Annotated in this window: 27 protein-coding genes; 11 read left to right on the top strand and 16 right to left on the bottom strand. The window is 40.8% G+C overall.

The genetic code is table 11. The features are described 5' to 3' along the window. Window positions 1–40: 40 nt before the first annotated feature. The 3 genes from ABE41_RS19880 to ABE41_RS19890 all read right to left on the bottom strand — a co-directional run bounded on the left by ABE41_RS19880 (window position 41) and on the right by ABE41_RS19890 (window position 4373). Entirely contained in the window at window positions 41–994 is a 954-nt protein-coding gene (locus tag ABE41_RS19880; protein WP_066294228.1) for an aminoimidazole riboside kinase, read from the bottom strand. Window positions 995–1284: 290 nt separating this feature from the next. Next, window positions 1285–1782, bottom strand: coding sequence for a PTS sugar transporter subunit IIA (locus ABE41_RS19885; protein WP_066294229.1), 498 nt, complete (start codon window positions 1780–1782; stop codon window positions 1285–1287). A 221-nt stretch (window positions 1783–2003) separates the two neighbouring features. Further along, window positions 2004–4373, bottom strand: coding sequence for a M14 family zinc carboxypeptidase (locus ABE41_RS19890; RefSeq protein WP_066294232.1), 2370 nt, complete (start codon window positions 4371–4373; stop codon window positions 2004–2006). Between the two features lie 245 nt (window positions 4374–4618). Here ABE41_RS19890 and ABE41_RS19895 point away from each other — a divergent pair, with 245 nt between their 5' ends. The 4 genes from ABE41_RS19895 (at window position 4619) to ABE41_RS19915 (ending at window position 10154) form a co-directional block, all read left to right on the top strand. Further along, the gene (locus ABE41_RS19895) at window positions 4619–5572 is read left to right on the top strand and encodes an aldo/keto reductase (RefSeq protein ID WP_066294233.1); all 954 of its coding nucleotides are present in this window, start codon (window positions 4619–4621) and stop codon (window positions 5570–5572) included. Between the two features lie 378 nt (window positions 5573–5950). Continuing rightward, window positions 5951–7615 carry a PTS transporter subunit IIBC gene (locus ABE41_RS19905; RefSeq protein WP_066294238.1) on the top strand — a complete coding sequence of 555 codons (1665 nt, stop codon included), beginning with the start codon at window positions 5951–5953 and terminating at the stop codon, window positions 7613–7615. Between the two features lie 3 nt (window positions 7616–7618). Beyond that, entirely contained in the window at window positions 7619–8422 is an 804-nt protein-coding gene (locus ABE41_RS19910) for an endonuclease/exonuclease/phosphatase family protein (RefSeq protein WP_066294240.1), read from the top strand. Window positions 8423–8489: 67 nt separating this feature from the next. Then, window positions 8490–10154 carry a glycoside hydrolase family 13 protein gene (locus tag ABE41_RS19915; protein ID WP_066294242.1) on the top strand — a complete coding sequence of 555 codons (1665 nt, stop codon included), beginning with the start codon at window positions 8490–8492 and terminating at the stop codon, window positions 10152–10154. 42 nt (window positions 10155–10196) lie between these two features. Here ABE41_RS19915 and ABE41_RS19920 read toward each other — a convergent pair whose 3' ends face one another. From ABE41_RS19920 to proC, 6 genes are all read right to left on the bottom strand, one after another. Beyond that, a complete protein-coding gene (locus tag ABE41_RS19920; protein ID WP_066294244.1) occupies window positions 10197–10514 on the bottom strand; it encodes a hypothetical protein in 318 nt (105 codons plus the stop codon). A 36-nt stretch (window positions 10515–10550) separates the two neighbouring features. Further along, entirely contained in the window at window positions 10551–11351 is an 801-nt protein-coding gene (locus ABE41_RS19925; protein ID WP_066294245.1) for a nucleotidyltransferase domain-containing protein, read from the bottom strand. Window positions 11352–11417: 66 nt separating this feature from the next. Further along, window positions 11418–12521 carry a Delta(10) desaturase DesB gene (locus ABE41_RS19930; protein ID WP_066294247.1) on the bottom strand — a complete coding sequence of 368 codons (1104 nt, stop codon included), beginning with the start codon at window positions 12519–12521 and terminating at the stop codon, window positions 11418–11420. Window positions 12522–12793: 272 nt separating this feature from the next. Further along, the gene (locus ABE41_RS19935) at window positions 12794–13702 is read right to left on the bottom strand and encodes a hypothetical protein (RefSeq protein WP_066294252.1); all 909 of its coding nucleotides are present in this window, start codon (window positions 13700–13702) and stop codon (window positions 12794–12796) included. Between the two features lie 95 nt (window positions 13703–13797). Further along, a complete protein-coding gene (locus ABE41_RS19940; protein ID WP_253805503.1) occupies window positions 13798–14916 on the bottom strand; it encodes a DEAD/DEAH box helicase in 1119 nt (372 codons plus the stop codon). Beyond that, entirely contained in the window at window positions 14913–15722 is an 810-nt protein-coding gene (gene proC, locus ABE41_RS19945) for a pyrroline-5-carboxylate reductase (protein WP_066294255.1), read from the bottom strand. The genes ABE41_RS19940 and proC overlap by 4 nt, the downstream gene beginning before the upstream one ends. A 117-nt stretch (window positions 15723–15839) precedes the next feature. On the opposite strand from proC, the gene ABE41_RS19950 reads away from it, so the two are divergent. From ABE41_RS19950 to ABE41_RS19970, 6 genes are all read left to right on the top strand, one after another. Further along, window positions 15840–16307, top strand: a complete 468-nt coding sequence (locus ABE41_RS19950; RefSeq protein ID WP_066294256.1) for a hypothetical protein — start codon at window positions 15840–15842, stop codon at window positions 16305–16307. 22 nt (window positions 16308–16329) lie between these two features. Beyond that, complete coding sequence (locus ABE41_RS19955) at window positions 16330–17724, top strand: dipeptidase (RefSeq protein ID WP_066294259.1); 1395 nt, start codon at window positions 16330–16332, stop codon at window positions 17722–17724. 323 nt (window positions 17725–18047) lie between these two features. Then, window positions 18048–18542 (top strand): hypothetical protein, encoded by a 495-nt coding sequence (locus tag ABE41_RS19960; RefSeq protein WP_066294261.1) that lies wholly within the window; start codon window positions 18048–18050, stop codon window positions 18540–18542. 18 nt (window positions 18543–18560) lie between these two features. Then, window positions 18561–18737: a hypothetical protein gene (locus ABE41_RS21285; protein WP_172827380.1), complete on the top strand. Its 177-nt coding sequence runs from the start codon at window positions 18561–18563 to the stop codon at window positions 18735–18737. Further along, a complete protein-coding gene (locus ABE41_RS19965; RefSeq protein ID WP_130292825.1) occupies window positions 18734–18931 on the top strand; it encodes a YwbE family protein in 198 nt (65 codons plus the stop codon). Before ABE41_RS21285 ends, ABE41_RS19965 begins: the two co-directional genes overlap by 4 nt. 113 nt (window positions 18932–19044) lie before the next feature. Further along, window positions 19045–19821, top strand: coding sequence for an amidohydrolase family protein (locus ABE41_RS19970; RefSeq protein WP_066294265.1), 777 nt, complete (start codon window positions 19045–19047; stop codon window positions 19819–19821). On the opposite strand, the gene ABE41_RS19975 is transcribed toward ABE41_RS19970, so the two are convergent. From ABE41_RS19975 to ABE41_RS20000, 6 genes are all read right to left on the bottom strand, one after another. After that, window positions 19814–20455 (bottom strand): response regulator, encoded by a 642-nt coding sequence (locus tag ABE41_RS19975; protein WP_066294266.1) that lies wholly within the window; start codon window positions 20453–20455, stop codon window positions 19814–19816. The genes ABE41_RS19970 and ABE41_RS19975 overlap by 8 nt on opposite strands. Further along, on the bottom strand, window positions 20452–21492 hold the full coding sequence (locus tag ABE41_RS19980) for a sensor histidine kinase (RefSeq protein WP_066294268.1): 1041 nt from the start codon (window positions 21490–21492) through the stop codon (window positions 20452–20454). Before ABE41_RS19980 ends, ABE41_RS19975 begins: the two co-directional genes overlap by 4 nt. Then, window positions 21489–22226: a cell wall-active antibiotics response protein LiaF gene (gene liaF, locus ABE41_RS19985; RefSeq protein WP_083207902.1), complete on the bottom strand. Its 738-nt coding sequence runs from the start codon at window positions 22224–22226 to the stop codon at window positions 21489–21491. The genes ABE41_RS19980 and liaF overlap by 4 nt, the downstream gene beginning before the upstream one ends. 86 nt (window positions 22227–22312) lie before the next feature. Further along, on the bottom strand, window positions 22313–22957 hold the full coding sequence (locus ABE41_RS19990) for a PspA/IM30 family protein (RefSeq protein WP_066294271.1): 645 nt from the start codon (window positions 22955–22957) through the stop codon (window positions 22313–22315). A gap of 259 nt (window positions 22958–23216) precedes the next feature. Beyond that, entirely contained in the window at window positions 23217–23564 is a 348-nt protein-coding gene (locus ABE41_RS19995) for a lmo0954 family membrane protein (protein WP_066294276.1), read from the bottom strand. Between the two features lie 196 nt (window positions 23565–23760). Continuing rightward, window positions 23761–24240 (bottom strand): NUDIX hydrolase, encoded by a 480-nt coding sequence (locus tag ABE41_RS20000; protein WP_066294279.1) that lies wholly within the window; start codon window positions 24238–24240, stop codon window positions 23761–23763. A gap of 112 nt (window positions 24241–24352) precedes the next feature. On the opposite strand from ABE41_RS20000, the gene ABE41_RS20005 reads away from it, so the two are divergent. After that, window positions 24353–24829: a glutathione peroxidase gene (locus ABE41_RS20005; protein ID WP_066294997.1), complete on the top strand. Its 477-nt coding sequence runs from the start codon at window positions 24353–24355 to the stop codon at window positions 24827–24829. Between the two features lie 277 nt (window positions 24830–25106). Here ABE41_RS20005 and ABE41_RS20010 read toward each other — a convergent pair whose 3' ends face one another. Then, window positions 25107–26477 (bottom strand): YjiH family protein, encoded by a 1371-nt coding sequence (locus ABE41_RS20010; protein WP_066294282.1) that lies wholly within the window; start codon window positions 26475–26477, stop codon window positions 25107–25109. Window positions 26478–26591 lie beyond the last annotated feature (114 nt).

Raw genomic sequence — 26591 nt, forward strand, 5'->3', positions numbered from 1 at the left:
AAAAACATTAGTCAAAATATTTTCCTATTATATGCTTTTATTACTTCAATTGTGCAAGTTCCTCTTTAACTTGTTCCAAAGTTGGAAGAGATGTCATTGCACCTTTACTCGATACCGTTAGAGCCCCTGAAATACTGCCGAAAACCGCCATATCGGCTGCTTCATCGAGCGTAAGTTCATCAAGTGTCCCCTTGTATTCATTTAACAGATGCAATACCGCTGAAACATATGCATCTCCCGCTCCCGTCGTATCAATAGCTGTAACACCTTTTGCAGGAATATACTCACCGCCATCTTTCGTTACCACATAGCTGCCGTCATCTCCCAGGGTGATAAAAAGTAAGGGAATATCGTATTGCTGAAGGACTTTAATACCTTCCTCTACCTTTTTTAATCCTGTAATAAATTCTAGTTCCTCTTCTGAGAGTTTAACTATATCTGCATGAGGGAGCATGGAAATAATGGTTTCACGTGCCAAAGCAGGTGTTTTCCATAGCGAAAGCCTTAAGTTCGGGTCAAAAGAAACCCACATGTCGTTCTCTTTTGCGAGTTTAACGGCTTTTTCCGTCGCACTTTTGGATGGTTCCGCAATCAAGGAAATAGATCCGAAATGAAAGATTTTTTTATCTTTGAAAAGACTAGGCTGTATATTCTTTTCTTCTAAGAAGCGATCGGCACTCGGATCAATGTAAAAGTCAAAAGACCTTTCTCCTTTTTCAGATAAGGTTACAAAAACAGCTCCCGTGCGCACTGCATCGGTTTTATAGACATGGAACGCATTTACACCGTAACTTTTCAAAGTATCGATTATAAAATCACCTAGTACATCTTCCCCAACTTTACCTAAAAAAACCGCATCTGACCCAAGGCGCGCTACACCTACTGCTACATTAGCGGGAGCACCGCCCGGACGTTTATAATACATCGAATTCGTTTCATCGGTTGGAATAAAATCAACAAGCGCTTCACCTAAAGAGATAATTCCTTTTTTCATCATTGCCTCCCCCTTTGTTTTATTAAAAAGGCTGTTTTCGTAAAATTTGTTGCTTTTGAATGAGTTAATTTCCGCTGCAGGACTCGCTTTCCGCAGGGTGTGCGGTGAGCCCAATCGTCGCATAGCGACATTGATTGGTCTCTCCTGTCCCACTTATCCTGCAGGAGTCTCGCCCTTCCGCTCCAATTAACTGTTCGATGAAGAAATTCTTCAAAATCTCTCAGTAGCAACAATGTATAGAAAAAAGAACCTTTTAAAAAAATCAGGCCAAATAAGCCTGATTTTTTTCTCTATTTCATCTTAATCTGCAGCAGAGATGTTGCACCTTTTGTCGCTTCTGAAGCAGCACGTTTATCCAGAGATTCAACGGCATCTCCATTTGTGATAACAATCGGTGTCACCGTACTTGCTGCTTTCTCTTTAATAAGATCTAAATTAAAAGTCAGAAGTTTATCGCCTGCTTTTACTTTATCTCCGACATTGACGTGTCCTTCAAAGCCTTCGCCGTTCATGTTCACCGTCTCAAGCCCCACATGAATTAAAATTTCAGCGCCAGATTCAGACTGAATGCCAATCGCATGCTTAGTGTGGAAAAACTGCACAATTTCACCGTCAACAGGTGATACGACAACACCTTCTGTTGGCTCTATCGCAATCCCGTCTCCCATCATTTTTTGAGAGAATGTTGGGTCTGGCACTTCTTCTATTGATACGATTTTACCCGTTAAAGGAGCAACAATCGTCTCTTCTTTTTTCACTTCTTTTTTTCCGAACAATTTATTAAACATAACACTTCACTCACCTTTCCATCTGCTTATCTTATAATTTACACTTGTGGGAACGCTTTAAAACATTCGACTATAAAAATAACGATACAAAAGAAGACCAAAGAACAGGGAAAGCAATGTTTCGATGTTCTTCAGGTCTCTTTTTTGTCAATTCTCTCAGCAAACTTTACATATAAAAATAATGCAGTATTTGCATGAATGTCAATTAGAAAGGTCTCACTTTATTGATAAAGCGCATTAGATAGCAGACGGAATAAGTAATCCGTATGGTCACGGAAACCTGCTTCAAGTCCGATCAGTGTCACATCTTCATCTGTTTCTTCGACGATAACTGCTTGTCCTGCTGCAAGCTCATTATCTTTCCAATGTCCTGCTACAAAGAAGTCTCCAGATTTAAACGTAGCAACAGCTTTAGCGTCACCAAGCTCTGTGAACCAAACCGGCTTGTAGACAAAGCCTAGATCATTTACTTTATAGCCTTTGCTTAGCTCGTCTTCACCGTATGCAACTTCCACGATTCCATTGCTGTCGGAACCGCCGGTGTTCACTTTAACATCCGTCAGTCCAAGCATGCTGGATGCCTTTGCACCGCCTGCACCTACCGCGATAAATTTACCGCCGCCGTCTACAAATGCCTGAACATTCTCTGCAAATTTGTCATACACTTCTTTTGTTCCTACAACAAAAGGCTTGTTCGCTTCTCTAACTTTTTCATATTGAAGCATCATTTCTGTTCCGCTGTAAATAAACGCATCAAAGGTTAAAATGCCGTTTTCAGCCACCTCTTTTGGTGTTACTTCCGTCACAGAAAAACCAAGACGTTCTAAGGCAAGCTTTGTGCCAGCATGTGTTTGTGCTTTATTAATACCGCCGTCTTTTAAAACCGCGACATCAATGGAAGAAATCTTTTCTTTTTCTGCCGGGATCGCTGCTGTTTCCACCTTTAATCCTGATTCTTTTACAAGAGATTTACTCTTTGATGGAATGTTCTCCAGATAAAAGTTGCCGTCTTCGCCTTTATAAACCGTCGTACCAGCTTGCAGCAAGTCATTCACTAAACCTACAGCTTCCACTGAGCTGTTTTCAATTACAAAAGGACCTTTTCCATTCAAAGAGCCATGGAAATCAGCGCTCTTTACTGGTGAGGTTTTAGCGTTTAATTCAGACTTCACTTCAACGGCTTCAAAGCCCCAAAGTTCTGGCAAGCTCCACGCTGAAATGTCATACATAGCCGGTGTATCATTCGTGATGTCTTCACCGTTCCAAAGCATCGTGTTCGCGAGTCCTGCTTTTGCCTGATCCATCGGTACAACAAAAGTTCCTTTAGTGTAAGTTACTCCTTCTGCTGTGAAAGGCTTATTCGCTTTTTCAACAGAAATGTCGTTATCAAGGAGATGGTTGACCGCTTTCTCTGTAACAGTCGGGTCTTTTTCATCTACAGGAAGCACATACGCATTCGGGAAGAACCCTTCTTCATGGTAAGGGTGGTCAAAATTAATTCCGCGTTTAAAAATTTCAATCTGATCCGTCAGCATGCCCTGCTTATTTTCTGTTGAAAACTTAAGAGCTCCCATTACCGCATCATTAGCCCATTTCACGCCATCCCACGTATTTGTCGGCGCTTCTAATGTATAGCCATAAGCCCCATGATACATGGCATACATAGGGGTAAAGATTGGCGGATAGTCGTCCCAGCCAAAGCTATCATCACGCTGAGGAATGTATGTCCCGCTCATATTTTGATAGGTTTCACTTTCATATTCTGCTTTATTGCCTACAATCTCAGCTTCCATCGCTTCCGCTTGGTCTAACGCCCACTTGGAAAAAAGATCATACTCATAGTTAGGGTTATGCGGCGGTGTACAAGGCTCGATCAAGCCCGGCTTATTTTCCATCCAGTTCACGTATCCATGAAGATCTAAAAAGACCATCGGATTCCATTCTGTTATAAGATCGACCGTTTGCTTTGTTTCGGGCTGAGACTGCGTAATGAAATCACGGTTCAAGTCGATTCCCTCACCGTTAAAACGAGTGCCGTCCACACGTCCATCAGGATTTGCAGATACGTTGAAGATTAATATATTGCTAGCCAAAATATCCTTTGTTGTTTCATCGTTCTCAAACGCAAAACGTTCAATCAGCTGAAGAACAGCATCAGAGCCTATGTATTCCGTTCCATGAATGGACCCGTTAATCATAACCGGCACTTTAAAATCGTCATTTTCTGCAACCCATTTTTGTGCTTTTTCAGGATTTTTGATCATCTGTTTGCGGAGTTTTTTATAATGACCATACTTTCCTTTGTCTTCAGGATTTGAGATCGTGATTGCATATAATGGATGTCCATCTGCCGAATGACCTGTAACCTCTAACGATACACGTTCACTTTCCTTATCAATCTTCTTAAGTATTTCATCAAACTTAGAATACTTTACGAAATCATAATGCTCAGAGTTAAAAGGACTTCCATTTGCCTCTTCACTCACATTTACATTCTTCCAATGTTTCTGTGGTGCTTCAGCTGTAACTGCATAAGGTGTCGAAGCTAGTAAACTGACACTTAACACCCCGGCAAACCATTGTTTTTTCATCTTTTTGCTTTCTCCCCTTCCTTCAATCCGGAAATAATTATACTTATTTATGAATATTTATTCAATTTTTATTTATCAACTTTTACACATTTGTTTCTAAACATCTTTATTCAATAAACAACCATCAAAAGCCTCCGCAACTTTGTATGATGTATAAAAATAAGAAAATACTCATGGTTCTTTAATCACATAATTTAAAAATGGTATAATTTAGGTGGATATATTTTTGAAGGGAGATGAGCGTCTTGAAACGAACTACGCCATGGTTTGATGTTTCACGCATAGCACTAGGAACACATCTAGGTGAAATGAATGAAGCAGATTCAGCGTTATATCAGGAATCTATTGAATTTGCTTTATGCAATGGCATCAATTTCATAGATACTGCACTTAACTACCGGGGAATGAGATCGGAAAGAGATGTTGGAGCTGTGTTATCTAAATTATTTAAGAAAGACAGAATTAATAGAGATGATATTGTTGTTTCGACGAAAGCAGGAATCATTCCAGGAGATATCGATCTGCAGCTTCGCCCTGAAAACTACTTAAAAGAAAAACTTCTTCAAACAGGAATATTGCAGGAGACAGATCTACAAATCGTTGATCAGCACAAACATGTATTAGCTCCTTGCTATTATGAGTTTGCTATTGAACAAAGCTTAAAGCACCTTAATATGGACACCATCGATATCCACTATATCCATAACCCTGAAATCTCAATGAAAGTACTAGGGGAAGAAAGGTTTTATAAAAATTTAGAGCAGTTATTTAGTTTCTACGAAGATCAAGTGCTCGCTGGCAAAATCCGATTTTACGGCATGGCTGCTTGGACAGCATTTACCGTATCGCCTGGCGATACAGGATACATATCACTTGAAAAAGTCATAGAAACAGCGAAAAACACGGCCGGTTCATCACATCATTACCGTTTTATCCAAACTCCTTTTAACTTTTATAATCAAATAGCAGCCACAGACCAAAATCAACAAGTTCAAGGTAAATGGCGGACTTTATTCCAAGCAGCAGAGGAACTAGACATATACGTTACAACGAGTGCACCGTTGGATTGCGGGAGGTTGAAGAATCATCAAAATTCGAAAAAACTGATTCGTTTTGTTCTTGATACTCCTGGTGTGTTGTCAACAATGATCGGCATGCGAACAATTCAAACTGTAAAACGTAACCTAGCACTTATTTAATAGAGCTGGCTCAACTTGGCACGCTCTTTTTACGGTACGTGTTTTTATATTTATTACACGTTCGCACAAAAACAGGCTAGTTTCACCCGTAAACACGCCGGTTCCACCCCGAATCTTTGTCGAACCACCCATAAACTCGTTCATTTCACCCCAAAATGTCCCGGTTTCACCCCCTGCGTCCACTGGAAAAACTTTTATACACTTTTTTAGATGAATTGCTTGTAAATGAAACCGTTTTATTTTACAATCCATTTATGCAAACGATTGCACCTACTTGCATATACAAATTTGTAAGCGATTCACAAATAATTTTTGCAATCTAATGAATGCGATTTCAAAAACGCAGCGAAAGATATATACTTAAAGGAGGAAATCGTTTTGAAACAACGTGGAAAACTCATTTCGTTTGATTTCTGGCAAAAGCTTGGTAAAGCACTGCTCGTAGTAGTAGCCGTTATGCCAGCTGCCGGTTTAATGATATCACTAGGTAAGGTTATTGCTATGTCAGGTGGCGACATCACTTTGGTGCAAACGATTGCCCGAGTAATGGAAGACATCGGATGGGCAATCATCACGAACTTGCACATATTATTTGCAGTAGCTATTGGTGGTTCGTGGGCTAAAGAACGGGCTGGCGGTGCATTTGCAGCTGTCATCGCTTTTATCCTCATTAACCGTATTACTGGTGCTATCTTTGGTGTAAACAGTGCAATGATGCTTGAAGAAGGGGCAAAAGTAAAATCCCTTTTTGGTAGTGAACTGATCGTTGGAGATTACTTCACATCTGTTCTAGGAGCTCCTGCTCTTAACATGGGAGTTTTTATTGGTATCATATCCGGTTTCCTAGGTGCCGTTTTATTTAATAAGTATTACAACTACAACAAGCTTCCAAATGCTTTAGCATTCTTTAACGGAAAGCGTTTTGTACCATTCGCCGTTATTTTATGGTCTGTCATTACGGCACTGATTCTTGCATTAGTTTGGCCGTTTATCCAAGGACTTTTGAATGACTTTGGTAAGTGGATCGCAACATCACGAAATACTGCTCCAGTTATCGCACCTTTTGTTTTCGGTACACTAGAGCGTCTATTATTGCCGTTTGGTCTTCACCACATGTTAACGGTGCCGATCAACTATACAGAACTTGGCGGAACATACCAAATCATGACTGGTTCTGGTGCTGGCTCATCTGTAGCCGGACAAGATCCGTTATGGCTTGCTTGGATCAATGACTTGAACAACTTCTTGCAAGCTGGAGATACAAAAGCTTACCAAGCACTATTGAACGATGTTGTACCTGCCCGATTTAAAATGGGACAAGTTGTACTTTCAACAGCTTCTCTAGTAGCAATCGCACTCGCGATGTACATGAACGTTGATAAAGATAAGCGTAAGAAGTACAAGTCTATGTTCTTATCTGCAGCACTTGCTGTATTTTTAACAGGTGTTACAGAGCCGATCGAATTCATGTTCATGTTCGCTGCACCTCTGCTTTATGTGGTGTACGCGATCACAACGGGTCTTGCATTTGCAGTAGCTGACTTAATTCACGTGCGTGTTCATGCATTCGGTTTTATTGAATTATTAACACGGACACCATTGCTTGTTAAAGCAGGATTAACTCGAGACTTAATCAACTTTGCACTTACTTGTATCGTATTCTTTGGACTAAACTTCTCAATCTTCTATGTATTGATTAAAAAGTTCAACCTGCCTACTCCAGGACGTGCAGGTAACTATATCGAAACAACGGAAGGTGAATCTGCTTCACCTGCTAAAAATGATGCAGCAACAGGATCAGACAACTCTCAAGCATCTGCAATCATCGGTCTTTTAGGCGGAGCTGATAACATTGAAGACGTTGATGCATGTATGACTCGCCTTCGTGTAACGGTTAAAGACACTGCAGGTGTTGCAACGGAAAAAGAATGGAAAGATAACGGCGCACTTGGTCTTATTATCAAAGATAAAGGTGTTCAAGCGATTTACGGACCAAAAGCGGACGTATTGAAATCTGATATTCAAGATCGTTTGGGGATGTAATTAATGAAACTTCTAACGTTGAATGTCCATGGCTGGCAAGAAGAGAACCAGATGGAAAAGTTAAAAATGCTTGCTCGCGATATTGCGAACGAGCGTTATGATGTAATCGCACTTCAGGAAGTCATGCAATCGATCGACTCACCTGTTGTCAAAGGTAACATTAAACAAAATAATTATGCATTGGTGTTAATCCAGCTGTTACAGGAACTTGACGTTCACGATTATGATTTTGTTTGGGACATGGCTCACTATGGTTTTGAAACGTATGAAGAAGGTCTGGCCATTTTAAGCCGTCATCCCATCAAGTCAAACAATAGCTTTTTTGTTACAGAACTTCAGGACATGAACAACTGGAAAACAAGAAAAATCGTTTCAGCTGTGATCACTTATGAAGGAAACGACCTAAACTTTTTCTCTGGTCACTTTGGCTGGTGGAACGATGAAACAGCACCATTTAAAGAACAAATTGACGCATTCTTTAAGCATGTGCCAGAAAGCGGATTATCCTTCTTAATGGGCGATTTAAACAATGATGCTAACGTGAGAGACGAAGGATTTGATTATGTAAAATCAAACCGCTTTTACGATACGTATGAAATGGCTGAGAAAAAAGATGATGGAATAACCATCAAAGGTGCAATCGCCGGGTGGAACCAAAACGGTAAAGAAGACGGACGAAGAATCGATTATATTTTATGCAGCAAACCGCTTAACGTAAAAAGTTCTTACGTTCGTTTTAACGGAAAAGAAACGCCGATGGTCTCAGATCACGCTGGTGTAACCGTAACTTTAGAATTAGAAAACTAACAGACTATGGGGAGCCGTTTTTTCGGTATCCCCTGCCCTGTTGTTAAGAGATGATGGAGGTAACATTATGGAAAAAGTTTGGTGGAAAGAAGCCGTTGGCTATCAAATTTACCCTCGCAGCTTCCAAGATTCAAATGGAGATGGAATCGGTGATTTAAAAGGAATCATCCAGCGCTTGGATTACATTAAAGATTTAGGGATTGATGTCATCTGGATCTGTCCGATGTACAAATCTCCCAATGATGATAACGGGTATGACATCTCAGACTATCAGGACATTATGGAAGACTTCGGAACAATGGAAGATTTTGATGCGCTTTTAAACGAAGTGCATAAGCGAGATATGAAGCTGATCATTGACCTCGTTCTTAACCATACAAGTGATGAGCATCAATGGTTCATCGAGTCCCGCTCATCAAAGGACAACCCGAAGCGTGATTGGTACATTTGGAGAGACGGCAAAGACGGTAAAGAGCCAAACAACTGGGAAAGCATTTTCTCAGGCTCTGCTTGGGAATATGACGAAAAAACAGACCAATATTACCTTCATGTTTTCTCAACAAAACAGCCTGACGTGAACTGGGAAAATCCTGAAGTTCGGGAAGCTCTTTACGATACAGTAAACTGGTGGCTTGATAAAGGAATCGATGGTTTCCGAATCGATGCGATCAGCCATATTAAGAAACGCGAAGGCTTCCCGGATATGCCGAATCCGAAGAACGAAAAGTATGTATCTTCGTTCGATATGCATATGAACCAAAAAGGCATCCATACGTTCCTTCAAGAGTTCAAAGACCGCACATACGCGAACTACGATGTAATGACAGTTGGTGAAGCAAACGGAGTAAAAATCGATGAAGCAGACCTTTGGGTTGGTAAAGAACAAGGAAAGATGGACATGATCTTCCAATTCGAACACCTTGGCCTTTGGGATGCTGAAACGAATCCGGAGCTGGATATCGTGGAGTTAAAGAAAGTACTGACGCGCTGGCAGAAAGGTCTTGAAAAAGAAGGCTGGAACGCTCTATTCATAGAGAACCATGATAAGGCTCGTGTCGTTTCCACTTGGGGCAACGACGAAGAGTTCTGGTATCAAAGTGCAACAAGCATGGGTGCAATGTACTTCCTTATGCAAGGAACGCCGTTTATCTATCAAGGTCAGGAGATCGGAATGACGAACGTTCAGTTTGATTCAATTGACGATTATGATGATGTAGCGGTTAAAAACATGTATCGTATCAAGCGCGAAGAAGGCGTTTCACACGAAGACATCATGGCTGTGATCTGGGCGTCTTCCCGTGATAACAGCCGTACACCCATGCAATGGAACAGCGCTGAAAATGCTGGATTTACAAGCGGAACACCTTGGATGAAAGTGAATCCTAACTATACAGAGATTAACGTAGAAAAACAGGAACAAGACAAAAATTCGATCCTGAACTTCTACAAAAAGATGATCTCACTAAAGAAAGAGAACGAGATCTTTACGTATGGAACGTATGATTTATTGCTCGAAGACGACAAGCAAATCTACGCATACACACGTACACTAGGTGAAGAACAAGTAGTTGTTATTACGAACCTTTCTAAAAAGGAAGCTACATTTGAATCGACACTTACTCTAAATGCTGAAAACTTACTGCTTGCGAATGAAGAAGTCGAAGCACATGTCGATATGACTACTATTTCACTAAACCCTTATGAAGCTCGTGTTTACCGAGTTAAGGCTTAATATAAGAAAGCGTGCTTTCCGAATACGGAGAGCACGCTTTTTTTAAAGGGACAGCTTTTTTTCAAAACGAATAAACGAATATAAACGCATAAGTACAATAAATACACAAACAACCGTTAATCCCCAAGTAACATCCGTAAACAACGGAATCCACGCTAATATAAAAGCCACAAAGGCCGTGAAATTTCCCGAAAACCCGTTTATCGGCTGGTTACCTACAAAAAGTGCAGCCCCTTTTAACGAATTCTCATAACAGGATCTATGATAGGGCCGAACTTTAAAAAATGCCCATACAGTAATCAAATCATCCCTTGTCTTAATCGGCATCAAACAGCTCTCACAATGCATTTCTTTTTTCAAATTGTTCCCCTCAATCTTACTCTATATTTCTAGTTATTAGGCTTTTTGAAGCTTGTAGGTCTCATTGCAGTACGTAATAACATACTCAACAAACCGCTTCATATCCTCTTTTCGGACTTCTTTTGAGTGATAGTAAGACTCGGACTCCGGATTTGTTTTTATTCTCTGGCCCTCCAGCAAAATCGGATGATACCTTGCAGGTAATAACATTCTCGCTTTACCAACAGCTTCTTTCTTGCTAAAAATTTTTCGATATTCCAGCGACAATAAAATTCTGCATAACGTAATGATACCAAATTCAATCCAGTCGTCATAAAAGAAACACATGTCACGATCTAATTTTTCATTCCAATATGTATTAACATTATAGTTCAAAGTCTTTTGAACATCTTCCCACTTCATATCTAAATTTAGAGAAGAAATGGGTTCACCGTAAACGACGACGCCTTTGTTCTGAAGTGTCCACCAGGTTATGTAGTTTAATTCATAGTGCCCTTTGTGAAGTTTCCCATCAGCAAAGAACGGATATTCCTCTATTTCGCGATATACCTTCCCCGCTTGATCAAGCGTGACATAGCAGCCATCCATCCTCGAACCAAAAGGATGTGAATTGCTTCTTAAATGAACTAGATTCAATAATTCCTCTGTCTTCTTTCCAATCCGCCCTTTAATCACCGTAACGAAATCAATATCACTCGTATCCGGATCAAATGCATCAAGTGCTAAAGAACCGTACAAATAAATGCCATGAACACGTTCAGCAGGCAGAACTTCTAATAAGAATTCCTTGTAAAACTCTAAAAACTCTCGAATATCTTCCTGTAAATTTTTCAACATCTTTCCCCCCTGCATTCATTATAAATGAGTTTTACAGTTAATTGGAAAAAGAAAAAAGCACCCAAATTAATGGATGCTTTTAGGAGTTCCTTTTGGAGAATTCATTTCTCGATCTGATGCTTCGCCTTTTTGATAAGATATACGGTCAGGATCCAGACCATGTCCAAGCGATTGATATAAATTGCCTGGTGCAGGATCTACGAATTGATGCTGATTGAAGTATACACGAGGCGTTTTCCATAACGTCACTAATGCTTTCCAATGCGGCATTTCGTGATAGCGCTCAGGCCACATTTCTTTAATATGCTTTTTAACGAGCGGATAATATTTTGGACTCATACCCGGAAACAAATGATGTTCCGTATGATATGAGAAATTAAAATGAAGCACGTCCACCCATTTCGGAACGGTAACCGTTAAGCTGTTTGCCAGCGGATCGTTCACGTCAGTCATTGGATTAAGACGATGGTTTGTTGAAATATAGCTCATTACAATCGCATTCGCAATTAATAGCGGAAGCAATACCGCAAAGAACCATTTAACAGGACCAAGCCATACTAAGAGTCCGAGCCACGTTGCCCAAGGCAGTAATAGCTGAAGCCACACAGACGGACGTTTGCTTGGCTTAAATTCCTTAATAAAGCGCTTGAACATGAAAAGTCCATGCGTTGTAAATGAAATCGATAGAAAAGCGAAACTTACAATGGAACGCATCCACATTGGTAGCTTGTACACTTTTTGTAAGAGTGGCTTATGTGACAAGTTTTCTAATGTCGGCCACGCATCAGGGTCTTCCCCGTCCTCTTGTGTGTGAACATGATGTGTTGTGTTATGCCATTTACGCCAAAGCTTTGGTCCAACACTTAACGGCCAGAATGCCACAGCTCCTAAAAAGTCACGCAGCCAAGGCTTGCGAATTACAGTTCCGTGCAAGATCTCATGTCCTAAAAAGCCCATCCCTGCGAAACATGTCCCCAAAATTACGGCAATACCAATTCCTAACCAAGGATGCAGATTATTTAATAAACCGATAACCAAAATACCGGCGATTGCAATCAATAAGTAGACAAGTCCTCCCCATAACCGTGATGGTACCGGTTTGAAAGCCTCTTTCGGCAGCTTGGGAGCGATTTTTGCTGCATACCAGCCAAACGATTGTAGATCTTTCATTTGCTCAACTCCTCTAAATCTGACTCTTTTGATTCTTGTACTACATCATCGTAACAAGGTTTATTTTATGAAGCAACTATTTTTATTACCAGGTAATAATAGTTGGTATTATATACCCACAAAAAAAACGGGTCCCCCTGAAGGATTACCCGTTTTTAATAAATTTATTACTAGTTAAATCACATTTTTTTCTTTAAAATCTATGGATTGCTGATCCGCTTCTCTTTCCGGAACTCTTATCATATAGTGCAGAGTAAATGACCAGATGGTGCTCAATACAATTGCACCCGTCCACAGTTCAGGATCCCAACCCATGCCTTCAAAATTCCAACATAAAAAACTACCCAGATAAAAAGAGGGAGAACAACTGCTAGGGCAGTAAATTTCTTGTGTTGAATAAATATATCCGCAAGCAGCCCTGCAACTACCCCAATACCTATTACTTCAGCATTCTCAAAACCTCTTATAATTGTCATCAGTACAAAATTCACCGTATAAAAAAGTGTGATAGAACCAAACGGCAGTGTCCATCTTTTCAGCAAGAAATAAACTGGAACCATTAAAAAAGTTGTCGTAATGATCGTGTTGCTTATACCCATTCTTATGATATTTTGAAAGGCAGTGTCATCTGTAATAAAAAGAGCCGTCGCTTTCGCCGCAACCCAGCCATGGTTAAACGCCCACGTGTACATCATAAAAAAGCTCAAAACAGCTACTGATAGTGTGTAAGAGAGAAGAGTCGAAAAGAACTCTTTAAAACTTGGGCTATGCTTTAATTCTTTTTCACCCATCCTATAAGGACTCGTAATGATTAATAGTACACCAATTAGCAATAAAAGGTGTGAAGGACTAAGAAGTGCAGCAATATCTTCTTCAATCCCAAAAATGATGTGCCATGTCATGTCACAAACACCGCCAATAAAAAACAGCACGACACCTAAAATACCAAGGCCATAACCAGTTGGAATCCCTTTCTTAAAAGGCACACCTATCTTCTTGGCATTCTGATATGTAATCCAGATCATCCACAGTGCTGTTGCGAGGAAACCTGAGTACAAAATAGCATGCCAAGGTGAAAAGAAAGTCTCCGGCTTATTATGCGTATGAGCAAACCCATCCACGAAAATACCGACAATCAGCCATGCCCCAAGTAAAATCGTCACTAAATTTTTTGCTGTCATACTATCACCCGATTCTTATAGAATACATGCAGTCACACCTATTCCATAATATGGGGTTACTTTCTTTTTATGAAGGTGGATTTAATGTATAAATTCTATAAATATTCGAGTTTCAGAGCTTTTAATCTCTGATTTGTCTCTCGTTCGATCATCTGAAGCAGCCTGCGATCCTTTTGTGCCACAAATGTCACAGCTAAACCTTTCCCTCCAGCACGTCCGGTTCTGCCGATTCTATGAATGTAGCTTTCCGTATCAAGGGCGATATCATAGTTAAAAACATGTGTAACGCCTTCAACGTCCAGTCCACGTGCTGCCACGTCTGTTGCCACAAGAAACTGAATCTCGCCTTCTCGGAAACGTTTCATGACATCTTCTCTTTTGGCTTGTGAAAGGTCGCCATGCAGTTCATCTGAGTTATACCCCATATTTTGCAGCGCCTCATTTAATTTGCTTACTCTCCGCTTTGTCCTGCAAAATATAATAGCTAAATAAGGACGCAATAATCGGATGGTTTGAACGAGATCGTTCTGCTTTCCTCGATCCGTCGTTTCAACGACACGCTGACGGATTTCCTTTAGTGTCACCTGTTTCGTCTTTATATAAATATCCCGGGGATCTTGTGTGTAAGTCTGAGCCAATTTCTTTACTTCATCTGGCATTGTTGCTGAAAAAAGCAAAGTCTGGCGAGATTCCGGGACTTGTTCCATGATGTCCTCAATGTCCGTTAAAAAACCAATATGCAGCATCTGATCGGCTTCATCAAGCACAAATGTTGAGACTTTAGATAAATCAATCGTTTCACGGCGAATGTGATCAAGCAGTCTGCCCGGCGTCCCTACTACAAGATGCACCTTCCCTTCCAGCTTGTGCATCTGTGCGATAACATCCTGTCCACCATATACGGCAAGGACGTTAATCTCATTTAAAGGCTCAGTAAGTTTTCTAACTTCCGCTGTAATCTGGATGGCAAGCTCTCTTGTCGGAGCTACAATCAAACCTTGAATGTATGGATTCTCACTATCTATTTTTTGAAGTATCGGCAGCACAAAGGCTAGTGTTTTCCCCGTTCCTGTCTGTGCCTGCCCAACAACATCTTTTCCATCTAAAATAATGGGAATCGTTTCTTTTTGAATCGGTGTCGGTTCCCCTATTCCGTTCTGTAATAAAACACCTACAAGAGCATCTGATATTCCTAATTCTTTAAAGCTCATTATTTTTTCCCCAATTCCTTTACTTTCGCAGTACAGCTGTCCATCGCAGCTAATATTGCTCCGCGGAAGCGTTCTTGTTCCAGCGTCGAAACCGCAGCGATCGTTGCCCCGCCTGGTGATGTCACTTGGTCTTTTAACTCGCCAGGGTGCTTTCCTGTCTCAAGAACCATCTGTGCTGCTCCCAGCACGGCCTGAGCGGCCAAACGGTAGGACTGATCACGCGAGAGACCCTGCCTTACCCCGCCATCTGCCATCGCTTCAATCATCATATAAACATACGCAGGCGAAGAACCGCTGATCGCCGGGATCGCATCCATTTGCGCTTCTGCAATAATCTCTACTTTTCCAAAACTGCTTAATAATTTTTCGACTGATACCAGGTCTTCATCTGTAATTTCGCTGTTCACCGAAACAGCGGTCATACCCGCTCCTACAAGAGAAGGTGTATTCGGCATCGTACGTACCACTTTTATCTTGTTACCGAACGCGTTCTCTACATCTGACGCCGTAATACCCGCTGCAATCGTAATAATAATAGCATCAGGTTTGATGTTATCTTTTATTTCTTCTATCACTTCAAAATAAGTATAAGGAGCAACCGCCAGGAACAAAACATCTGCGAATGCCGCTATATCACGGTTAGAAGCTGATACTTTTATTCGGAACTGTTCGGCTGCAAGCGTTCTTGAATTCTCCGTGCGCATGCTCGCCATCATCTGATCCGCTCTGATTAATCCAGAATGGATCATGCCGCCTGCCATCGCCTGTGCCATTTTTCCAAAACCAATGAAACCTATTATTTTATTCAATGCGTCTACACTTCTTTCTATCTAAACTTTTAAGAGGGATATGTTCACTTATACAGAATACCTTTATCGTTAGCTTTACCTTTAGTAAACCACAAATACATAAGGTGTGTGAAATGGATGGACAAGTTTACAAAAGATAAATGGCATCGCAAACAAGCTGTAGAAAATTTTAATAAAACGTGGGATCTCATCGAAAAGAAGGATCGTACGAAAGAGGAAGACCTCGAGATGATCCATACCGCGCATGCTTCCCGTTTTCATTGGGGTTTAGCTGGAACCCCGCTGAACTACGCACGTGGAGAATGGCAGATTTCTAGAGTCTATTCTCTGTTAAAAATGGGTGATTCAGCATTGCTTCATGGTGAACGATCTCTGGATCTCTGTCTTCAAAACAACTTCGGAGATTTTGACTTAGCTTTTGCCTATGAAGCGGTTGCCCGGGCGTATATGGTTATAGGTGAAGAGGCAAAGATGGAGGAGTACATTTCACTTGCGTCTAAATCCGCTGAAAACATCGCCAAAAAAGACGATAAAGAATATTTCATTTCCGAGCTGAACTCTATTAAACTAAGAAGTAAAGCGTAACCATACATAAGGAGGACTTTAGATGACAGAACAGATTAAGAGTTATTTAAAAGAAAACCGGGATACCCATTTAAAAGAGTTAACGGACTGGCTTGCTGTACCAAGTGTGAGCGCACTGCCTGAACATAAAGAAGACGTTAGAAAAGGCGCCCAATGGATCGCAGACGAACTTTCTAAAATCGGGATGAATAACATAGAAATTTACGAGACAGATGGACACCCTGTTGTTTATGCGGACTGGCTGAAAGCAGAAGGAAAACCGACTGTGCTCGTTTATGGACATTATGATGTTCAGCCTGTTGATCCGCTTGAGCTTTGGGAGACGCCTCCTTATGAGGCAACGATTCGAGACAACAAACTGTATGCGCGCGGTGCATCTGACGATAAAGGTCAAACTTTCATGCATTTGAAAGTTTTGCAGGCTATTTTAGAAACAGAAGGAACCCTCCCTCTTAACTTTAAGTTTTGTATCGAAGGGGAAGAAGAAATCGGCAGCCCGAGCCTTCCGAAGTTTATCGAGAACAACAAAGAACTTTTAGAAGCGGATGTGATCGTGATCTCTGATACAGGGATGCTTGACCGCGGAAAACCTGCGATCTGCTACGGTCTGCGCGGCATGTGTGCGATGCAGGTTGACGTAACAGGACCAAACAGCGACCTTCACTCAGGTCTTTATGGCGGAGCGGTTCAAAATCCATTGCATGCGATTACAGAGCTTCTGCAATCCTTCCGTGACGATAACGGACGTATTTTAATTGATGGCTTTTACGATAACGTTCAAGAGCTAACTGAAAAAGAAAGAGAAGCGTTCCGTGCTCTTCCGTTAACAGAAGAAGCACTTAAACAGCAGCTTGGCGTGACAGAGCTTACAGGTGAAGAAGGCTATTCTCACATCGAACGCACATGGGCACGCCCGACATTGGAGCATAATGGTATCTGGGGAGGCTTTCAGGGTGAGGGTATCAAGACAGTCATCCCTGCAGAAGCTCATGCGAAAATCAGTTGCCGCCTTGTACCAAACCAAGAGCCGGACGAGATCATTGAAAAAGTAAAAGCTCACATTGAAAAGCATAAGCCTGTTGGCATTGACGTTAAGGTCACTCTTTTTGATAAAGGAGCACCTTATGTAACACCGTTTGACCATCCTGCAATTCAGGCTGCTGCACGTTCTTATGAAAAAGTGTACGGCGTACCGACAGCCTTCACTCGCGGCGGGGGATCCATTCCAATCGTTGCAACGTTCGATCAAATGTTAAACATCCCTGTTGTTTTAATGGGCTTTGGTCTCTCAACAGAAAACTTCCATGCACCAAACGAACACTTCCATCTTGAAAACTTCGATAAAGGGATGGAAACACTCGCTGACTATTGGTTTGAGCTGGAGAAATCCATCAAGAAAGAACCGTCTGCCTTATAAAAGTGACAAAGAAGGAGCTGACTCATTGATGTCGGCTTCTTTTTTAAGCAAAATTATCTTTCTTGAGCGGAAATGGGAGAATTTGAGCGAAACTATATCAAGTTTGAGCGTACGGAATATATCTTGAGCGTAAATTCATCATTTTGAGCGTAAATCGGAATTCTTGAGCTAACGTGTAATACTTAAAGGAACACGTACCGTAAAATTACCGTTAGCAGTGTAAAAATGAAGTTGTTCCACATTGTTCAACAGGTATTTTCGTTTTAATCTTTTGGTATGATATAATCAACCAATCACAATAAAAGAAACGGAGAGTATAAAAAATGCTTTCATTTGAAGATAAAATTGCTTTAATTCAAGAGAATTTCCCAGAGCTGGACATGCATGAAGTGTCACTTGGCCGTTTAAATTTTCACTATGAGGAAAGTGTACAGGACAAGAAAATCGTCGTATACCACCTTCACCCAAACGGCAACGGTTTTGTATATGGCGGACACCTTCCGCAAAGCGTAAAGAACGACAAAGGCTACGTGAACATTCGTGACTATGAAGCGGATGAGCTAATCGCGCTTATTAAGGAATCTATGGAGTTCCTTTCAAAAACACACGGATGGCAGCAGCCGAAGAAAGACCGTACAGATGATGGTGAACGCAAGGAAGAACACTGGTTTAGCCATAGTCATGAAAAAATTAGACTTGTTGGTGAAGATGGTATGTGGTTTATCTTTGATGAGGATGATGCACTTGAGGCAGCATTTGAAACATACGCAGAAGCAGAAGGCTATTTAAAAGAAGCAGACTTTAAAAAGAAAAAATAAATTATAGAGGTGACAAAAATGGCAGAGGAGAAAAAGAAATTAAGCTTTCAAGAAATTGCAAAGCAGCGTCTTGCTGAAAAGAAGGCACAGCAATCAGTCGGATCATTCAGTAAAGGACCTGTTAAAGTAGCAAACCAGCTAAAGAATCAGCAAACGAAAAAAGCGAACAATCAGGCACGGAGAACCGGCGTATAATGCATCGCAAACGCTCCAACATCACGCCTGGACTTCCCGTTAATGTTATTTTAAAAGCAGATCAGCGTTCCGGGAAGAAAACAAAAGGAATCGTTAAAGATATCCTGACGAACTCGCCCAATCATCCGCACGGTATTAAAGTAAGACTAGAGGACGGTCAGGTTGGCCGTGTGATCGACATACTAAGTGAATAACATACAAAAACGGTCTCTTATAATAGGGACCGTTTTTCTTTTGGTTTCTATAATGAATAAGATCGATTTTTCATATACTAGTTGGTATATTTTGCTCTTAAGGAGATCAGATCATGGACCAATATTCTCTAAAACGACGAATTGATGTGAGCACGAAAAGAGTTCCGGCAGATATCGTCATCAAGAACGGCAAGATCATTGATGTATTTAATCTTGAAATCATCAGTGGAGATGTCGCTATTGTTGACGGCTTTTTTGCTGGCATTGGAGAATATGAAGGGCGTGAAACGATCGATGCTGCCGACCGCTATATTTGCCCTGCTTTTATAGATGGCCATGTTCATATTGAATCATCGATGGTAACTCCTGCTGAATTCACCAAAGTCCTTCTCGCTCATGGAGTGACGACCGTTATCACAGATCCGCATGAGATCGGGAACGTTTCAGGAAAAGATGGGCTCACATTTATGTTGGATCAATCAGAAGGTTTGCCGTTAGATGTTCGTGTTATGCTCCCTTCCTCTGTTCCTGCCACACCATTTGAAAATGCTGGTGCTGTTCTCACCGTCAAAGACCTTGAACCGTTTTATAAACACCCCCGTGTTAAAGGATTAGCAGAAGTAATGGATTTTCCCGCTGTATTTAACGGGGATGAAGATATGCTTAATAAGATAGCCTCTGCCAATAGACATGACCGCCCTTTCGAAAAAGTAAATGAAGAAATAATCAGGTTAAAGGATAAGCTGAAAGACCTTGGCTTTAAAGGCGATTTTGATCCGTTCCTAACCCTGTCATTTTTGACACTGCCTGTTATTCCGGAAATTAAACTCACCGACTTAGGACTTTTTGATTTTAAAACGTTTCAGCACATTTCTGTAAAAGCTAATTAGATTCTTTTACGAGCGAGTGGTTAAACGCATAGATAACAGCTTGTGTACGGTCCTGCACGTCCAGTTTGCTTAAAATATTACTCACATGAACTTTTACTGTTTTTAGAGCGATAAACAGATCATCAGCGATTTCCTGATTGGTTTTGCCTTTTGTCATGAGTAATAAGATTTCCATCTCACGCGCAGTCAGCTCTTCATGTGGCTCGCGCGTTTGTTTTTGCCTCATCTTGGTCATCATCTTGCCTGTTACTTCAGGTTCTAATACAGACTTTCCGTGATAGGTGTCGCGAACAGCCTGCGCGATATCACTTGCCTTGGACGTTTTCAGCATATAGCTTGAAGCACCCGCTTCGAGTGCAGGATACACTTTTTCATCATCTAAAAAGCTCGTTACCACGATAATTCTCGCTTCTGGCCAAGATTGTGTAATCAAACGAGTTGCTTCAATTCCGTCCATTTCGTCCATCACAAGATCCATTAAAATGATATCCGGTTTCATTTCTAAAGCTTTCTCAACTGCAATCTTCCCATTTTCAGCCTCAGCAGTTACTTCTATATCCGGCTGTGCAGAAAGATAAGCGGAAACCCCAATTCGGACCATTTCGTGATCATCAACTAACAATACTTTTATCATGCTTTTTCCTCTCCCGCTGATAAAATCGGAACTTTAACTTCTAGGCGCGTCCCCTCGCCTGGCAAACTCACTATTTTAAGCGTGCCGCCAATTTCAGCAGCCCGTTCATGCATATTCTGCAGTCCGTACGAACCGGTTTTTTCCTGTTCCATTTTAAAGCCAATACCATCATCCTCTATGCGCAGAATGATAAGATCATCGCGCTGGACAAGCAGGATTTGCGCTTTATTTGCCTGTGCATGCCTGAGAATATTAGACACAGACTCTTGTAAAATACGAAACAGATGATCTTCTACACCTTTATCAAGAGGTATGGTTTCGATCTTCCATTTTAGTTCGATCGGAACTTTTTGCAGAAGCTCTTGCAGCAGTTCTTCCATCCCTTTTTGGAGTGATTTTCCGTTTAGTGCAGCAGGGCGCAGATGCAAGAGAAGTGCTCTCATCTCTAGCTGTGTCTGGTGAATCGTCTCCTCAACGAGCTTTAATTGCTTTGATTCACGCGTCTCTGATTCTTCCCGTACTTCATTTACAGCAGACATGATCATACTTGCCGCAAAAAGCTGCTGAGAAACAGAATCATGCAGCTCTCTAGCCAAACGATTTCTTTCTTGAGATATGATTTCCTGAATGCGTTTTTCCTGATCCACTGCCTTCTCAGTCGCCATTTTTTGTGACTGGCGGATCTTTTCCCCTAATTGCTGCTGGATACCCTCCATGCGTTTCGAGATCGCTTTTAACTCCAGGTTCGAAACCTCTTTCATATTAACTTGCCGGCCGTCTTCAATCGATTTTAACGTTCGGTCTATGAGGTTTAATTGCTTTCGAGCGGTGATGCCAGAATTCAATCCGAAAAATGCTCCCATGATGAAGACAAGAAATGGAACCACAAACGCTATTGGAAAGTCTAATAACTGTTCTTCTAGCAAAAAATTCCAATCGCTGATAGGGAAAAGTGTATACACGACAGATCCTAAAAGAATGGTCACGGCAAACGCTAATGAGATGCCAGAAAACATATGGCGCAAAACGGTACTCATACCCGCTTCACCTCCAAGCTTCCCGCAAATAAGCTTGTCATGACTTTTACTTTTTTGTCAGATTCATTGTAGTTTTTTGTTCGATAGGATACCGCCTGATTAAACATCTTGGAATCCTGGTAATCAAAGATCACCGTATTGCCTGCAAAGACAGAATGTTTTACGGCAACTTCTATCTCATAAGGAACAAAAATCGTAATATTGCCAATGAGTCCACGAATAAAAATAACAGATTCCCCTGAAGGCAAAAGAGTTTCACTCAAATCTATGATTGTATCCCCTGCACCGCATTGAATGTTAATATCGTTCCATTCATAGACATGATCAGGTGTCTGCTGCGTTCCAAAAGCGATATTTTTCAAAAGAGATTCTTTCTTATATAAATCTTCTGATGAATGCGTTACTTCATCATTCACTTGCGGTTTAATAACAAACGGATTCTGTTTAGATTGATAGAATTGCACAACAATATAGACCACTAGTGCAACTAAAATTAATTTAAACGTATACATGCTTAAGATCGTAATGATGGCTATGACTACTCCAGCCCAGAACATGACTTTCCCTGAACGTTTCGGCATTCTTTTACGGCCAAAATACATAAGGGCTGCACAGATGATAAGAGTGAATACAATACCCTCTCCATTAATAGTTGCTTCTAAAAGCACCATGACACATGCAATTAAAAGCATCCAGCTGATAAAATCATTTTTCTTCCTAATCGGCATCTGCATTCACTCACTTTCTGTCTGTCATAAAACGGCGTAAAAGGCGCAGGAAATATGCGCCTCTGTCTTTCATAATCGTATCATATACTGAATTAAACTGTAGTAGGAGTTTCTTCTTTTTTCCAATCTTTTTCTAACTTTGCGAGTTTTGCTTCCATAGAGCTCGCATAATAATCAGCGTTTACTTTCTGCTCAAGACGGTCCATGTAATTTTCAAGCTCATCAAATTTGAAAGCTGTATTCTTCAATACATTAGAAGGCTCAATTACACGATCCATCTTTCGGTGAGCTCTAGCTACATTCTCACGACCCATTAATTCCATACGTTTAATTTGCATATCCTTCAGCTTATGTTTCATTTGTTCATATTTTTGCTCCAGTTCTGTAAGATCTTTTTCCGTTTGTGCTGCGGATTCTTTCAGCTTGCCCGCACGTGCTTCATGCTGCTCTTTTTCTTGAATAGCAAACTGGTAAAGCTCTTGTTCATTAGCTTGTTGAGCTAATTCTGCCTGGTGACTGCGCTTAGCTGCTTTTGCCTCTGCTTCTTGAATTTCACGAACAAATTGATCTTTCAAAAGCTGCTGGCGCTCAACAAGCTTACGCGCCTTGTTCACCTCTTGCTCGCATTGTCTTAAATATTGATTCAAGAGAGAAAGAGGATTCTTTTCCTCTTTTTGATCTAAAAGTTCGTGAACATCTGCTGTGATTGAGTTTTTGATTCTTTCAAATAAGTTCATATTTATTAGCTCCTTTGTATTTGTTTTTTAGCTCATTTCTAAAAGATTGTTGCTTTCGAACATTTTTGTTGAGTAGGCTACTTTGACTAGTTGATTGGAGAGCAAGGTGCGAGACTCCTGCGGGATCAGCGGGACAAGTGAGACTCCTAAAGGCGCAAAGCGCGAGGAGGCTCACCGCACGCCCCGCGGAAAGCGAGCATACTGGAGCGGAAATCAACATCGTCTAATTACAATAATGTTTACGAAAACAGCTTGTTTTTTAGCTGTTTTTAAGTTTTGCCCATTCTTTTTCAAAGTTTGTGAATGGATCATTTTCTGTGTGCTTATTCATAGATTCTTTTTCGTTCCATTTTTTGTACACCACATAGAGTACATAAATGGCAACTGCACCTAAGATCGCTGGGATGTTTGCTACGGATACACAAAGTCCAATAACGGAAAGTGCTCCCCACCAAAATTTCTTACCGCCGGTTTCTGCAGTTATGCATTTTTTATATGCGTAGTACATAACAGCAAGACCGATCGCGAGTCCAACCATCGGACCTAAGTTAGCTATCAATACGATAGCAGCAATTCCTCCAACAACAAGCAAGCCTAATTTTTTCATAGTGGCTGCCTCCTTTCGTATCTTTAGCTTACCTCGCTGCAAGATTTCTCAAAACTGACCTTGGCTGTATTTTCCAATAAGACTTGAGGCGTAGATGGGGACAGACCCGGGTCTGTCCCTATCCACAAAACAAAAAAAGAGAAGCAGCTCATACAGCCGCCTCTCTTTATTCGTTTAAACGCTGTTTATTATTTTCTTATACATTCTGCAGATCATTCACGAAAAAATAATCAGACGTAAAACAATAGGTCATTAACTTGTTCTTTATTACTTCTGGATACAATTTATAATCTCCGAGGTCTTTCAAAGGTACCCATTTAAAAACAAGTCTTTCTGCCTCTTCAACCGTAAATTCTTCCCCGTTATGAAGAGATAAGGGATGCCGTGCATGCATTTCAAAGTATAGTCCAACTTCATGAATGTTTTTTTCGTTGTATGTAAAAAAGTTTTCAATCGTACAAAGGTGATTTAGAGCTTCCACATCTAATGCTAATTCCTCTACCATCTCACGCTTCAAGCTAGTTCTCGCATCTTCTCCCAGCTTTACCCTGCCACCTGGCAATGACCAGTGTGATTCTAACTTTGAACGGTGAATTAATACATATCCATCTTGTATTAAACCCCCTGCTACTCGGTAGTTAAAGACCTGATGTTCCACATGAAACACTGCATCCATTTTTTCCATCCCCCTTTTAATTATCCTTATTCTACCATTAAGAGCATTTTTCATGAAAGCCATTCCAAATACCGTTAAACTAAAAGAAATGAAACGAAAAGGAGACATTAAAATGTCAATCTATGATTTTCCTGTTGAAACGATAAAAGGTGATCAAACAAGTCTCGAGCCTTATAAAGGCAATGTCATATTAATTGTAAATACGGCAAGCAAGTGCGGATTTACGCCGCAATATCAAGGGCTTCAATCAATCTATGAGGCAAATAAGGATAGGGGATTCACAATTCTTGGGTTTCCTTGTAACCAATTTGGTGCACAAGAGCCTGGGACAAGCGATGAAATACAAGAGTTTTGTGAGTTGAACTACGGAGTAAACTTCCCAATGTTTGCGAAAGTGAACGTGAATGGAGACGATGCGCATCCTCTTTTTAAACATTTAACAGCTGAAGCTCCAGGTATACTAGGTTCCAAAGCAATTAAATGGAACTTTACGAAGTTCCTTGTGGATCGTGATGGCCGCGTCGTAAAACGATATGCACCAACTGACAAACCTGAAACCATCGAAAAAGACATACAAGATTTGCTTTAAAAAAAGCTGTTCAAAGGAAAATTCCTCTGAACAGCTTCTTCTATTTTTTAAAAGGCCTTTATCTAAAAGATTGTTGCTTTTGGGTCATTTTTTTCTTCTCTTCATTGGTAGTTGATTGGAGTGCAAGGTGCGAGACTCCTGCGGGATCAGCGGGACAGGTGAGACTCCTAATGGTGCAAAGCGCCAAGGAGGCTCACCGCACGCCCCGCGGAAAGCGAGCATCCTGGAACGGAAATTAACCACTTTCAAGAGCAACAAAGTTTGCGAAAACAGTCTTTTAAAATAATAAATGCGCCATTCCTACAACGATCGGCAGGGAAATGAAAGTACGCAAGAAAAAGATAATTACTAGATCTTTAAAGTTAACCGGTACTTTAGATGCTAATAACAGTCCGCCTACTTCAGACATATAGATTAACTGTACGACTGACATTGCCGCAATAACAAAACGCGTTAACTCACTTTCGATACCTGCACCAATAATGGACGGAAGGAACATGTCTGCAAATCCAATAACAATCGTCTGAGCTGCCTCAGATGCTTGCGGAACCTGCAGAAGTTCTAAAATCGGTACAAACGGAGCTCCAAGATATGAAAAGAATGGTGTGAACTCAGCAACGATCAGTGCTGATGTACCAATTGCCATTACAATCGGAACAACTCCCATCCACATATCGAGAACGTTTTGAATGCCTTCTTTTACTAAAGGTGCTGCTTTTCTGTTTTGATGTGCACGATCTAATGCTTTTTTAAGACCAAAGCTAAACGGTGTTTCACCGCGAGGAATCACTTCATCTGCAACGTTTTCTTTCGCACCTTCATAGTACGTATCCGCTTTTCTTGATAGCGGCGGGATGCGGGGGATAATAATCGCACATGCTAACCCAGCTAAAACTACCGTTAAATAATAAGGAACGATCATATGAGCCAAATCTACCTGTGCAAGTACTACAATCGCAAAAGTAATTGATACAACCGAAAAGGTCGTTCCGATTACCGCTGCCTCACGCTTCGTATAATACCCTTCTTCATACTGCTTGTTCGTTAAAAGAACACCAATCGTTCCGTCTCCAAGCCAAGATGCCAAACAATCAATAGACGAACGGCCAGGAAGCTTAAACACGGGGCGCATAATTTTTACAAGCAATGCTCCGCAAAATTCAAGTAATCCAAAGTTAAATAATAATGGCAAGAATAACCCTGCAAATAAGAACACAGAAAATAATACAGGGATTAGATCATACAGCAATAATTGTCCTGTGTTTTCTGACCAAACTGCTTCCGGTCCAAGCTTAAATAATGTCATCACCGCAAAGATCAACCCAAGAACACGGATCAATTGCCATGCGATATTAACATTAAATAATGTGTTTAAAAAGGGGTTTCTGACGATCCCTTTTGGTTTTGCAAAGTACGTAATCAACGAACCTAAAACTGTTATTGCAATAATAGCAGTCATGATTTGAGGAATAAAATCACCAATAGCATCTTGCAAGATTCCTGCAAGTATAGCTACGGGGATCGTAATTTCCCCTTGATAAGAGATAGGAATCATAAATAGGAAGATACCAATTAAAGATGGAACGATAAACTTGCTATAGCTCTTCTGATTCATCTGGTTGTTAGATTGCTGTTTTTGTAATTCCATGATGCAGTGCCTCTCTTTCTAAAATGTAAAGCGCTTTCATATACTTTCCATTACCAAGTATATGTGGTTTTGATAGTTTTCGCAAATTTATAAATAATCTAAAGACTTATAGAA

The organism is Fictibacillus arsenicus (assembly GCF_001642935.1).
Lineage (GTDB): Bacteria > Bacillota > Bacilli > Bacillales > Fictibacillaceae > Fictibacillus > Fictibacillus arsenicus_B.